14 protein-coding genes are annotated in these 13,133 nt (G+C 45.7%); 4 read left to right on the top strand and 10 right to left on the bottom strand.

The window, feature by feature from the left end; translation table 11 throughout:
* Positions 1-561: 561 nt before the first annotated feature.
* Positions 562-990 (top strand): helix-turn-helix domain-containing protein, encoded by a 429-nt coding sequence (locus ACWPW2_RS21465; RefSeq protein ID WP_326903123.1) that lies wholly within the window; start codon positions 562-564, stop codon positions 988-990.
* Positions 991-1,139: 149 nt separating this feature from the next.
* Here ACWPW2_RS21465 and ACWPW2_RS21460 read toward each other — a convergent pair whose 3' ends face one another.
* Positions 1,140-1,676, bottom strand: a complete 537-nt coding sequence (locus ACWPW2_RS21460) for a response regulator transcription factor (protein ID WP_139967025.1) — start codon at positions 1,674-1,676, stop codon at positions 1,140-1,142.
* Between the two features lie 159 nt (positions 1,677-1,835).
* Entirely contained in the window at positions 1,836-2,309 is a 474-nt protein-coding gene (locus tag ACWPW2_RS21455) for an outer membrane beta-barrel protein (protein ID WP_454125341.1), read from the bottom strand.
* An 820-nt stretch (positions 2,310-3,129) separates the two neighbouring features.
* Here ACWPW2_RS21455 and repA point away from each other — a divergent pair.
* A complete protein-coding gene (gene repA, locus ACWPW2_RS21450; protein ID WP_289745982.1) occupies positions 3,130-4,038 on the top strand; it encodes a plasmid replication initiator RepA in 909 nt (302 codons plus the stop codon).
* Between the two features lie 819 nt (positions 4,039-4,857).
* Here repA and ACWPW2_RS21445 read toward each other — a convergent pair.
* The 6 genes from ACWPW2_RS21445 to ACWPW2_RS21420 form a co-directional block, all read right to left on the bottom strand.
* Positions 4,858-5,187 (bottom strand): hypothetical protein, encoded by a 330-nt coding sequence (locus ACWPW2_RS21445; RefSeq protein WP_076770359.1) that lies wholly within the window; start codon positions 5,185-5,187, stop codon positions 4,858-4,860.
* A 293-nt stretch (positions 5,188-5,480) separates the two neighbouring features.
* Positions 5,481-5,774, bottom strand: a complete 294-nt coding sequence (locus tag ACWPW2_RS21440) for a DUF1493 family protein (protein WP_367165729.1) — start codon at positions 5,772-5,774, stop codon at positions 5,481-5,483.
* Entirely contained in the window at positions 5,768-6,223 is a 456-nt protein-coding gene (locus ACWPW2_RS21435; protein WP_289745987.1) for an STM2901 family protein, read from the bottom strand. The genes ACWPW2_RS21440 and ACWPW2_RS21435 overlap by 7 nt, the downstream gene beginning before the upstream one ends.
* A gap of 312 nt (positions 6,224-6,535) precedes the next feature.
* The gene (locus tag ACWPW2_RS21430) at positions 6,536-7,111 is read right to left on the bottom strand and encodes a PIN domain-containing protein (protein ID WP_454125337.1); all 576 of its coding nucleotides are present in this window, start codon (positions 7,109-7,111) and stop codon (positions 6,536-6,538) included.
* Entirely contained in the window at positions 7,111-7,572 is a 462-nt protein-coding gene (locus ACWPW2_RS21425; protein ID WP_454125335.1) for a helix-turn-helix domain-containing protein, read from the bottom strand. Before ACWPW2_RS21425 ends, ACWPW2_RS21430 begins: the two co-directional genes overlap by 1 nt.
* Positions 7,573-8,333: 761 nt before the next feature.
* Positions 8,334-9,104 (bottom strand): TraX family protein, encoded by a 771-nt coding sequence (locus ACWPW2_RS21420; RefSeq protein ID WP_454125333.1) that lies wholly within the window; start codon positions 9,102-9,104, stop codon positions 8,334-8,336.
* 799 nt (positions 9,105-9,903) lie between these two features.
* On the opposite strand from ACWPW2_RS21420, the gene ACWPW2_RS21415 reads away from it, so the two are divergent.
* Together ACWPW2_RS21415 and ACWPW2_RS21410 are read left to right on the top strand one after the other, a co-directional pair.
* Positions 9,904-10,731 carry a ParA family protein gene (locus tag ACWPW2_RS21415; protein WP_312200715.1) on the top strand — a complete coding sequence of 276 codons (828 nt, stop codon included), beginning with the start codon at positions 9,904-9,906 and terminating at the stop codon, positions 10,729-10,731.
* On the top strand, positions 10,731-11,021 hold the full coding sequence (locus tag ACWPW2_RS21410; RefSeq protein ID WP_454125331.1) for a hypothetical protein: 291 nt from the start codon (positions 10,731-10,733) through the stop codon (positions 11,019-11,021). Before ACWPW2_RS21415 ends, ACWPW2_RS21410 begins: the two co-directional genes overlap by 1 nt.
* A gap of 114 nt (positions 11,022-11,135) precedes the next feature.
* Here ACWPW2_RS21410 and ACWPW2_RS21405 read toward each other — a convergent pair whose 3' ends face one another.
* Positions 11,136-11,498: a hypothetical protein gene (locus ACWPW2_RS21405; protein ID WP_454125329.1), complete on the bottom strand. Its 363-nt coding sequence runs from the start codon at positions 11,496-11,498 to the stop codon at positions 11,136-11,138.
* A gap of 701 nt (positions 11,499-12,199) precedes the next feature.
* Complete coding sequence (locus ACWPW2_RS21400; protein WP_454125327.1) at positions 12,200-12,943, bottom strand: DUF4145 domain-containing protein; 744 nt, start codon at positions 12,941-12,943, stop codon at positions 12,200-12,202.
* Between the last annotated feature and the right edge of the window lie 190 nt (positions 12,944-13,133).

Genomic DNA, 13,133 nt, shown 5'->3' with positions numbered 1-13,133 from the left:
GATGCATTATAGCCCCCCTTAAGATCATCTCCGTGTGTCTTCGACCATGAAATACTTGAGCACTGGTAAAACCCGGTAAAAGCAATGGCCTGTTTTGAATGTACTCTTTATGAACGATTGGAATGGGGTGATTGTTTATAATACAGAATGCAGCAAAAACTTGCCTCTCACTTTATATGTGCTGTATAAACAGTTTAGAAATCACATTGATTAAGTAACAAAATGTGTTCTTTAGTTTTTGACTATGTGAGTCTATAGTCATGATTTGCAAGTGCAAAAATACACAATGATCTCATCAATCATGTACTTGATTTTATCGATAAAAAACATATTATCACAAAAAATAACACTCTCTTTCCTGGCGCTATGAAAGTACAAAGCAATCCATCCCTGATAGATATAATTCGTACACACCTGGAATTCTCCGACAGGAGTTACATTGTCTACGCCACTTCTGAGCATCAAATACCACTGTACGAAAAAAGTAAAAAAATCGTATACTGCCTCGTCGAGGGCAGGATTAATGTTCACAGAAAAGTTGATAATGTGTTGATCTTTTGCATGACTGCGCCTGCGATGATTGGTTTGTTTTCATTAGGTGAAAATGATATTTATCATCATTTTGTAACAGCAACAAATGTAAAACTAATAGCTATTGAGGAAAGCTATTTCTCAGAAACTATTGAAGCACATAATCTTTGGAAAAATATTTTTCTCATAGCAGCAGACTATGCAAGATATTTTTTTATTCGGGATGAAAAGTTCAATTCAAAAGATGTTTATAGTATTATTAAGAACAATTTAGAGTTGTTATGGCAATATCCTGAAGATGAGAGAATGCAAATATCTATATTTAAATTTATTTTAAGCAGGAGTCAAATCTCCAGGAGCTCATTAAACAAAATTTTAAAAGATCTTATTGAGGGAGGGTATATACATATCAACAGAGGCCGGTTACTTTCCATGAAAGAACTTCCCCGGCGGTATTAACTATCTTGATGGCGGAAGAAACATCAAGATCCACCAGGGTTTCTTGTTTGTGCCTATATCATTCCTGAAATTTCTTCTATAATTCATGATTAAACATATTATTATAAACGTAATTAATAAGAAAACTGATATAAGAGAAATGATTAAACTCATGCTTCAACTCCATTTGAAGAAAGAGCATGAATATAAAGTTCATTCCTGTTCTTGAGTTTCAGTTTTCCTAATATATTTGCTCTATGTGAGCTGATTGTTTTCTTGGATATTTGCAGAATTACTGATATGCCGTCATCATCTATGCCGGCAGCAAAAAGAGTATAGAGAATCGTTTCACGAACAGATAATTTTTTGAGAGAATTGTCTTTATAATCTTCAGTTATATCCCTCATATTATTAAAGCAATGTATATATGTATTCAAATCATAGTAAGAAGGCAATACTAGTGTATTCTTCATCAATTTTTGGGTGATTGTATACTTGTGAGAGATGTTATCTGAGATAACTATATCATACGACTCTGATTTAGACGATGCGACCAAGTAAGGTAAATTACCTGTTTGAACTACAGTACATATGCAGTTTTTAAAGAATGTGATATCCTCAATTAAAGACTGAATCCCTATAAATAAGTATGCGTTATCGGAAACAACAAAAATGCGGACGAATGGCTTACTGTATTTAGTTTTCATTAAACTTTCCTGATAGCATAATTTAATAACGGCAGCCTTAAATCACTTCTGAATCTGAATTCATCTGTACCGCCCCGTTAGTCCATACCGGCTAATGAAGAGGAAGCCTTACTGGGAAAAATATTAGCCTGCGCCTCTGTTGTAAGGTACATACCCCTTTTAAAAGCTATAGCCAAGGCCGCCGTAGAATACATTCAGTGAGCCACCATCATTGTGGGAGGTTTGATATCCAACATTAATCCCTAATTTATCGCTCAATGATATCCCCACACCTGCGCTTATTGCAGGGCCATATAACTCATTGGCCTGACTATCCTTCATTTTAGAGGATGCAGAAATCCCCGCCATACCAAAAATATACAGCGTAGAATTCAATTTATATACCGGCCCGGCCAGTAAAGACGCATATTTGGAGACAATGTTTTCATCGTAGGTTTTTCTGAGAAATGTGGCAGAAGTAGTAAAACCCAATGAGTCAGGTACGTGCATATATTGAACTGTCAGGCCTGGCATTCCTTTTTTATCAGGAAGATTACCGTAACTATAATTCAGCGACAAAGTATCATTTGCCCTTGCCGTGAAAGTAGCCAGCAGAGTCATTCCAAGCAGAAGTTTAGCGATTTCTTTTTTCATGATTTAACACTCTCAGGAGTAGTGCGTGAACTATAAAACTTTTAATCTCTAAAAATCCTGAGAGTTTTGCCCAACTAATCATGTAATTAAATAAATAGTTTCATCCATTAACTTCATCGTGAGGCGTATTTATATTTAATGGCATGTGTAAATTTATACAATTTTGTTTCAGTGGTTGTTAGGCCGAGGATGAGTAATAAAAACATGCAATAGAAGATTCTGTATTATTGTTAGCAGGTTATGGCTTTGATGGGATGAGAGGGGCAACACCCCTACAGGCTATTATGTTGCCGGCCTTGTACTGGGGCACGTGCAGGATGTGCTACACCGCCTCTTCGGACAGCCGCTGAGGTAACATGCTGTTATTTTCATGGGGCCTGAGCGACCAGGGGTTCGATGTACTGGAAAACTTGACGTCAATTGGATAGACTTCCCTCGGGAATGAAACCCTGTGGTGAGGTGTTTTCATTGCTACAACTCTGAATTATGAACCTATCTCAAATCAGCGTGCTGACCTGATCTGATGTCTTGTGGTGGGACGGAAGGTTAAGGGAGAAAGGATTAATTCATGCTTTTCGTCTGTACATGCGAGCGGGCGGAAAGCGCAAGGAATCATGGATGGGGCGTGTCCGAAAGACGCCCGGGAGCAGGTAACGGCAGGTTTGCCGGAGCCTGAATGCAAAAACCCCCCGAAATCTGTCTAGAAACTTGGCGGAATCTACAGATATCAGGGGGTCCAAAAGCAGGCGCAGCGCCTGTGAAGGATTATAACGCATGCATCACATAAAACAACACCCGGCCGCCATAAGAAAAGGCCGGCGTGAATGACAATCTGAAACCACGCGACGATCGTCGCCACCGTGGTACCCATTCCACGGCCTGTAAATGCCCGGCACCACAGTATGTCCGCCCGGCACACTACAAAGCCCTCAGCAAAGAGCATGGCCGGGCCCTGCGCAACCTGATCGCCCGGGACAAAACAACCGGGGAATGGGTGATACGACGCCGGGTCTCTGCCGATCCCCTCTTCACCTTCCTGCGACCGCAGACCGACCGCAAGCGGGCATTTTATCCTGAGCGCCGGAACCTGTTTGATGCTCTGTTCATCCTGTTTTTGAATAAGGTCGATCTGGCCACCGACATCGTGACCATCAATACCACAAAGCTGGCGGAAGAGCTGAGTCCCAGGGATGAACAGGGCAACATTATTCCTGAGGAGGCGGTCACCGTCTCTCGTGTTTCACGCCTCATCACCGCTCTGGTGCCGTTCGGTGTCATCGAGGAGCCGGAGTCTGAGTGGGATGTCATCAATAACTGCCGGTTCCCGAAACACATCATCATCACCGAAGCCGGCTGGCGCCTCACCGGTGTGGATATGGACAAACTCCGGGCCGAACAGGAAGCACGCCGGGCCGCCATTCAGGACGGCCAGCTGGCACCAGGCGAAACCCTGAGCCTGAAAGCCGCACGCCGTCGCTGGTACGAGCGCTGCCGGCACCAGACCATCCTGTCGCGCAGAACGCGCGCCCTCGAGGGCAAGCAGCGCAAAAAACTCGCGGCGCTGCCCTTTGACGAGCGCAAGCGCCAGGTGTCCGAGGACCTGATGCGCAGCATGAAAGGCCGGACCGGCCATATGACGCATCAGCAGTTCGAGAAACTGGTCTGGTCGCAGCTGTATCAGCTGGAGCTGGTCAGCCTGGAGCCGCCGGGAACATCGCCCCCTCACTAGCCCGCCGTTTTTAAACCTCCGCTTTGCTGCGGAGGCTTCCGCACGTCTGTCACAAATATCCGGTTAAATATTACACAACACTCAGGCCTTTCCCGTTGCCGGCATGCCCCGAAAGGGCGAGTTATGGCCATCACTTTCTTTTATCCACAGATTTTCGCAAACAGGATAAAGGCCTTTCCTGCAAACCCTCTCAGGAAACGCGCAATATATTCAGGACTTCGTCCTTACTTATATTCATAAAAGATGCACCTTATTCACTGGATAAAAACGGTGGATAACGGGGAAAGTCACAGAGGCCTTCGCTTGCAGCAGCCTCACGGCTGCGCCGCTCAGAAATGAGCTTCCCCCCACCGCACGCGGCGGGTCCCGTCAGCGCAACAACCCGACCACAATGCGGCCATTCAGCCCCTGAAAAGCCGCGCCGCCCCGGGCCGGAGGCCCGGAACAGTGCCGCTTTTAAAAGGGATGATGTAACTAAGAGACTAAGCTGCTGCACGTAGTGTCGCAGTAAGTATGGAGTGACACGCTCGTAAGCGCCCTGACGGGACGCTAACGCGGAGATACGCCCCGTCTTCGGCAAAGCCTCGACGTGACCACTCCGACCGCGCACAGGACGTTCTGTATCGCTTTTAGCGGGTTATGGCTTAGCAGGGATGGAGGGGTTGATAGCCACAGGCTATTACGTTGCCGGCTTCGCCGGGCGTTCCGGCGGATGCAGGAACGGAGTCTTCTTCAGCCCGATTTCCGCCTACATGTGCCGCAAGCGGCACATTCCAGGTCGCGCTGCGCACTGCTCGCGCTCCGGTTACAAAAATTAAATTAACATTTACCGGCGGCTTTAAGTAAGGCATTACATTGAGAGCCAGCCGGTAAACCAGAACCGTCTGTAGGAGAGCACAATGCATCGCTACTTATACCAGCGGAGGTATAATAGCACTGGTATACTTTACCCTTTGTAGTTGCATTGAATTTAACTGAGTCTATATCGGCTTTCCGGTTACTTATCGTTATTTTATCTGAAGTTGTGCCCAGAGCAAATGCAGCTTTTTCCTTAAGGCTTTCATCACCCCGAACAGCATTATCAACCATTCCGCAGCCAGATAGCCCAAGAGAAATAAGTAGAGTGCTTAAGATAGTTATGTTTTTCATTTAATACAGTTCCATATCAGGTGAAAGGTAAACTCATTTTTTTCATTACTGTGGCAGATGCAGCAATGAAAACGATATAATTAAATAATGTTATCATTAAATCAACCGGATACCGGCTTCCGGTAAGTTTAGTTGGTGAGGCCAGCTAAAGTAGCAAGGTCAAAAAAGCTCCTTAACGTACAATAATTTTCGATATCCAGACTGCACCCCGTTACGTTGCCGGCCTCGCCGGGCGCTCCGGCGTAATGAGCAAAGGTATTATCTTTAGCCTGATTTCCGCCTGAATGTGCCTGTCACTTATAGAGCCATTTCCCGGATCTGACTGAAGAGACCAGCATGTCGATGGTTAAAGGGATTTCCTGTCCGCGCCGGCGGGGATAATAAACACTGAGATCGACATCATCAGGATTCAGGCCGAATTCACTGAACAGCGTCACCAGTAGCTCGGCGGTGTCTTCCGGATCCATTTTCAGTGTTATGTTGAGGGAGGTTTCGCCAGTAAGCTCAGGTGCCCGGCGTGTCAGCCAGCTCCGGCCGCACCAAGGCTTTATTAATTCATAAATCCGCTGCTCGGTGGTATCTACCATAACTTGTCATCCCCGCGCGCTATCGCGTTATAAACCGTAATGGTATTAAACATAATCTCTGACACATCCCTGGCCAGAATTATCCAGCCAACCACAGGAATGGCGCGTCCGACAAAGGTGCCTATTTTACGGGTCATGTGCAGTCTGAGCGTGAACGGGGGGAGACCGACAAGGGTGGGCAGTTTTATACCTAGCGGGAATTTCCTGTTTCCAAACACTTTACGGGCGGCTTTCGAGGCCCGGGAGGTCCCTTCAAGCGCGTCAGCCGGTTTTGTTCGCGTGGTAATGTTGCGCCTTCCACTGAGCACAGCCACTATTGCCCCGAAGTCATCCACGTCCAGCTGCTCGGCGAACTGCTCACAAAAAATCATGAATAAAAGCCCGCTGGCCGTCAGGTTTGATCTGCCCGCGTAAAAATACGTCCCGTTTAACTCTTCAGTGGTGTCCATAAAGTGCGTCCATGAATGAATACGTTGTACGGTGTGCATTCAGTACACATTCATCATATCCCTGCGATTAAGGTCACCACATAACCTACAGATATTTTCAGATTTTTCCCTGCGAGCTAACATTCTCTATAACCAAACGACCCCACCTTGATTGGGATTGTTTCTGGTTTGAGTTCGACCGTCCAATCAGCTTAGGCGATGCCCTGGAGTACCTTGCCATCTATGGCCGCTTGAATGAGTGCTGCCAATATTTCGGCCCGAATTTTTTCGAGCTGGAGCTATAGCCAGTAGCTTTATCGGCTACTTAGTGTGCTAAATCAATATGCGGTATTTGCTTAATTCTTTTACGGTTTGCGCCATACCTTGCTTTAGCAGCGCTTCTAGATATTCATCAACCGACACGGGCGGTTTTCTTAAACTACTGCGCTGCGTAGTTACGGCCGAAAGCACAAGTGCACTATTTAAATCGAATAAATCCATAACAAAATCGTCGGGATGCAACGCTTCGATACCAAAGGCATCTAGAGCAGGTGCCGGAAAATCTTTAAGATTCAACGTCACAATGATTTCAGCATTGCTACGGACAGCGGCTGCGGCAACATGCCGATCATCTACATCAGGTAAATCAATGCTATTAATCAGAGGCTCAAAGCCGGTGACCATCGCATCAGGAAAGGCTTTATTCATTAGCGTGGCAGTGCGTTTAATTTGATCTTCAATTAGATCCGTTCTGTTTGCTAAAAGGTTACGTTGCCACTCATTTTCGATACTAGCTGACCATTTTGGTTGGTACAACCCGGTCAGCCCCAATCGAATCAGTAAATCCCGTAGAAATGACGGGTACAGTACGCAAGCATCTAAAACTACGGGATAAGGCGTGTGGTTCATTAGTAAAGTCCAAGCTCTTGGCTTAGATCTGCCAACTCCTGCATAGCTTTATTGCTATCGCTATCTCGCTGACCTTTGTACTTCATCAAATCGGCGAAAAGCACGCGGCGATGGCGACCTGTTTTATGAAAAGGAAGCTTCCCATCTTCGAGCAGTTTCACCATATGAGGGCGTGAAACATTCAGAATATTGGCGGCTTCCTGCGTGGTCAATTCAGCATGCACAGGAACCACTTGCACCGCATTACCAAGTGCTAGTTCACCCAAAATCGACATAAGCAACGTCAGTGAAGACGTCGGTAATTCGATTTGATGAGTTACGTTATCTGCATCCTGAATCGAAATTTTCTGTGTTTCCATTTTTGTGGAGAGGTAGGCGGCAAGCTCCCTTTGTCCACGTACAGCTGCCTCAATCTCCCCTTTAGCCGGAAGGCTAAGGCTATCAAGAATTGAGTTTGTCATTGTTTAGTATTCCAATTGATTAGGTTTAGGTTTTACAGTTTCGGTTTACGGTTCAGCTTTACGGTTTCAGTTCTACGGTTTGACTTTACGGTTTAGGTTCTACTGTTCGGCTTTACGGTTTCGGTTTTTGATATGACGACAACTGTTATAACTGAGGTTATACGAAATAAACGAAAAACGCAACAAACGAAACAAACGAAAAGCTAGGTAAATCCTGCTGACTGCAAAGTTGTAGGTTGTTGGGTGGAGAGAAGATTGGATTTGGTTTTTCGGGAGCAACGGAACAGTAAACGCCGTTAAGTGGTCATTTTAAATAGCCAAAAATTAACCAGCCAATTTACATCGCACATTGCCATTTTTGGCCACCTCTTTTAGGGGGCAGTTTGGTTATAGAGAATTATTGTACGTACGCCTGTTTTTTGAACAGGATAACCTAAATGCGATACCGCAAGAGTGGCAATTTAAAAGCGATAGCCGCCGACGCAAAATCAATCCGTTACGCATCTCGATTGGTTAAATAATGCGCTTAACGTACTAAATTTTCCAATCTCCAAACTGACCCCTGACAGCCTGCTCCAGCTCTTAGCTGGTAGGCTCATGATGCGTTCCAGCACGGTGTCTTCTGTCTGCGTTTCCCCGTTACTGCTCTGCTCATACGTTATTTTGTAGGTTGTCACCCTGGCTCACTCCCGCTTTTAAAACATGTCTGTCGTTCCGGTTATAACGCCTCATCCGGACATTCATTTCCGCGTCAACAGCAATCATAGCCGGGTTATCAGTCCGAGAATAAAGAGGTGGCCTGCATAAGCGATGTAGAAGAACATCGCCGGCATGAATCGCTGTTCGTGGCCGTCTGTCAGTGTGCGGACCAGACCGACAGCGGCGGCCGGCAGTAAGCACGTGGGCAGGATGGCCAGAATTACCACCACTGCCGGTGCCTGTGTGACATGCTGACTGTTGATCGCCAGAAGCGCGACAATCGCCATCAGGGCAGCTGCTCCGGACAGGCGTCCCGGTGGTGAATGCAGGAACGTTGCCAGCGAGAGAGCCAGAGCCAGCTCGGACAGACCATAACTGGCGAAAGACAGCGGCCAGACCATCAGGCTGAGCAAAACCAGCCCGGCAGCCAGACCGCGCATCCGGAAGCGGTGATACCACGCCAGCAGCTGCGTCGCGCCGGCGAATACGAACAGAATATTGAGAGCATACCACGGGTCGTGCCCGGCAAAGGCGAAGGAGAAGACCGGCTGCGTGACGATCGCCCACAGCCACATTCTGTTTGCCCGCGTCTGGAGCCGGTGCGGATTGTGAAGCACGTTGCGCGCCCAGATGAGCACAAACAGGGGGAAGGCCATGCGTCCCAGCGCGTAAAGTTCCGGCTGCAGGTGTGGCAGCAGCAGTGTGTTCGTGTGATCGGCCAGCATGGCCAGCAGGGCGAGCACTTTCAGCCAGTCCGCCGCTGCGGGGTTTAAGTTCAGTCCGGCCCTGACCTGTTCCGGTAATGGCTGTATTTTCGCACTCAGTGTGTGCATGATATTTATCCAGTGATGAATCAGGCCGGCAGGCACGGATAATATAATCCTGTGCCCACTGCCAGAATGCTTTGCCTTTATAAGGCGGAACAGCCGCACCGGACTTCTCCAGTATTTTACGGGCAACGGATTCTGGCTTATCCCGCAGTATTAACATAGCCTTCAATTTATCTTTGTTATCAACTGCTGTTCTCAATAACCAGAAACTATTCATAATGCACTACATAGAAATTTAATAATAACAATTTTCGGCATTCAGGCCAAAAACTTTAACACAAACTGAACTTAATAACATATTTGGAATTATTTGTTTAGGCTGCATTTATATAACTGCCTATACAGGCATCAGTGCTGAGAAATTGTCTGATGAGATTATAAAAGTGCTCCTAAATTCCAGGTTTTTGATCAGCAAAAATATTTCTGGCCCCTATTATAGGTATCCTGATACTGGCCACTACGGGATGTCGTCCCGGTTATGCGGCTCCTGCATTGATATGTTCTGCATTACCGGCTGGCGTACCGCCTTCAAGACATTCCAATACATCGTCTGGGCTGAGCAGTCGTGAGATATCGCAAGGAATCGGTTTACACTCTTTATCGAGCCTGGCCCACTCTCTTCCTGATGTCTGTCCCTTTCCCTTATCTAATTGAATAAAATCAAAAAATATGATTTCACCTGATCAAAAACACAATTATCTTGAAAATATTTATGAAATACTTGTGTATTACATTTGTATCGCTATAGTAGTGCTGTTGAATGACAGGCGTACTCTTTTCTTTCTTCACAGAGGAACAGTTGATGGGCTTACAAACTCCACCCCGCTCCACCAAAATCATAGCGATTATGAATAATAAGGGCGGACCAGGAAAAACGAGCACCGCCACCAATCTGGCCGTGACACTGGCACTTTCCGGCAAACGCGTACTTGCGATTGATTCAGACCAACAGGCCAACTCGACTGAGGTGCTGGCTAACGGGAAAAAGTATTATTCCCTGTTTGGGCCAACTATATGCGATTTGTACAACGATCCCCGTTTAGATATCCGTAGCGTCATTATCTCTGCAGTTGCAGGCGATACAGAAATACCGAATCTCGACCTGATACCATCAGATCCGTCATTTGAGAAAATAATTGAGCAGTCGCTGACACGCAGCCACCGCGAAAAAATTCTATCCAGACATCTGCAGAAAGTGCGTAATGAATATGACTACATCATTATTGACTGCGCCCCTGGCCTGAACATCGCAACCGGCAATGCGATCTATATTGCAGACCATGTGCTCGTTCCAGTTGACGGGGGAAGTTTCTCTCTGAGTGGTCTTGAAATCATGCTCGACTATATGGATGAAATATCTGAGCAGGATTATGCTCAGTTCAGCGTATTCCGTAATAACTATAATGCTGCCAACAAGAAAATTAACAGTTTCATTGATAAATCACTGACTGAACACCCCCGTATTGCCCCAAGAATGCTTGAAACACGCATCAGAACTGACCAGGCGATTGTACAGTCACAGGTATCCTGCGTTCCGCTTTATTACTACCAGAAAAGCGCGATGGCGCTGAATGATTACCGTAAGCTTGCGCGTGAAATAGAAGCGCTGTTTGAAAAAGAGGTGGCCTAATGAGTAAAGAACTTAATCGTCCTGCAATGATAAAGCCTGACCGTTCATCTGCCGGCAGTACTGGCCGTCTGACTAACATCAGCACAAAAAAGAAGAACACAACAGGTGAAAGCCCAAAGACGGTGAGAATGACTCCGGCTGAGAAAATGCTGGCGCAGGAGCTGGTTGAACAAATCCAGGCGCTTACTCATAAAAACATTACCGTTTCCACGCTGCTGCGTGCAGGTCTGTACCTCGCGCAGAGTGCAGGACCTGAAAAAGTGTTGAAAGCAATAAAAGAAAATATCTGATGTATTACTTTTGAAATACATCAGTATTTCTTTTGTAATAACAGGGGTTGATCTTTAATCAGTCTCCCCCTATTATAGTTGGCAGGGTATCTCCACAATACCCTTACCATATTTTTAGCAATAAAACTTACGCATTAACCAACGCCAGCCGGCAGGTAAGGTACATACAAAAGCAGCAATCGCGAATGTGGCGATTCCTGTTGCCAGACCTGCCGGGTCCTCTGGTAAACCAGCCCAGTGTAGTACCTGAACAACCCAGGCTACCATTGGGGTATTCCAGAAACTCTGGATGGTCGCGAAGATAGCCCCGGCAAAAACGTCGACAATGAAGTCTTTTTTCCTGCCTGGTTTACTTCCGCCAGAGCCATGCTCGGGTTCCGGATTGTTATGGGGGAAGCCAGAAGGATTGTTCTCCACCGTAACCGATGCGTGGTAATGGTGGGTATTTACGTTCAAAATAATGCTCAATAGTGCCATATTGCTCTCCATTCAGGTTGATTAAAAATTCGTTTATTTGTATAGCTTCCAAAGTTTTCATTAGAGAAACCTTTTATTTAAGTTTTGAAAATGGCGATTATCGCCCGTACAACTTTGTTTAATGATATCTACTTCATGTAAAGCTCCTTACTCATATAAATGAGAACATTATTTTGGCCGCACAAATATATCCGTATAGATCGGAATATTAAATCATGCGTTGCCAGTTAGGGCCAAAAAAAAAGCCCTGGACGAACGCCGGGGCCTGTGCGACTATTTCAGTCAACAGCAACTGGACACCTGACGTTATTATTATTATTCTGGGTCTGTCCTGTTCTGTCGACCTAAGACTGTTTATATCAGTCCTTCAGAATAATTTCATCTTAACAATCACCCACATGAATGGCAACCTGTCAAATCACTATTTGTGACACACATCACAATTTTTAAAATACAAATCTAAAGTCCACCCCTTGATTTTATTTTGAAAGTATTGGTTGTTTTGCAAATAGTCGGTGCTTGCTCGAATGTCTGTAACTACTTTTCGATTACTGAGAATATGTTCGCCAGTTTTAATAATGAAAGTTCTTCCGGCTATCAAGATACTTCTGAAAAGTTTTAACAATCTTCGGGTATCTGCATACAACCTTTCAGTATTTCTCAAGCAAGCTATATTGAGAAGCTGACAACATCCTGATGTCTTATTCTTTGTTACCGAACTTACCACTGAGTCTTTTAGTCAGAACTTCAATGGATTCTTTTCTCCCGGAGAAAATATCCGTCACAACATATTCCATTATCTCAAATGCATCCTCGATATCGCTGATCTTAACTTCGTCATAGGTATGACTGCCGGCATTCCCGAGAAACTTGATGGCCATTAATGGTCCGGCATAGTCTGCATAGTTGCCGGGCAGGTGATTTTTGAGTCGTTCATGAAGCACGATCCGTCTGCCTTTATTATTAAGCTCGGGAACACCGATGGCAGTCAGCAGACGTTCGACAGTAATCCGAATCAGGTTGGCCGCAGAGCCAGGCTGAGCCAGGTAAACGGAAAAGGACGCAACAAGCGGCTCTGAAATCTCATCTGGACAATTATCATGGATTTTGAATGGGTTAAGTGGAGGTACGAAGCTCACTGGCTTATATACAGTATAATATTGTTCGCCCGTTTCTCCCTCCCGGTCTTGTTCATTGCCACTCGTCCCTGAGCAGATAACCACTTCCCCGCACTGCGGCCTGTAGCATTCCGCCATACAGCAGAAAACCCCTGATAGCATTTCGGGTTCAGCCCATTCTTCCTTCCATAATTGTCTGGATTCATATGAATCCGCCTGATGCAGCGTTTCTTTTTTTATCTGCAATGTCAGTTGTCCGCAGGCCGGGCACGGCCATTCAATTTGCAGAGATCCGAAAAACGCTTGAGAGAGTTTATGTATAGCCATTTTTTATACCATTTTCAGATAATTAGGTTCATACCTGCTGCATTCGCTCACAGGCCAGTGGGTTAAGCACTTACCATACGACACGGCCCCGTTATGACAAAACGAAAAAATGTCCGACATGTCCTCACCTGTGAATACGACCACACCTTCTAGGGTCGTTTTTCTTCCGCTTTCCGTTTTCTGCTATTTC

The organism is Kosakonia sp. Marseille-Q7440 (genome assembly GCF_965119485.1).
The sequence above is the reverse complement of the archived record's forward strand: the minus strand, read 5'-3'. Positions and strand labels throughout refer to the sequence as shown.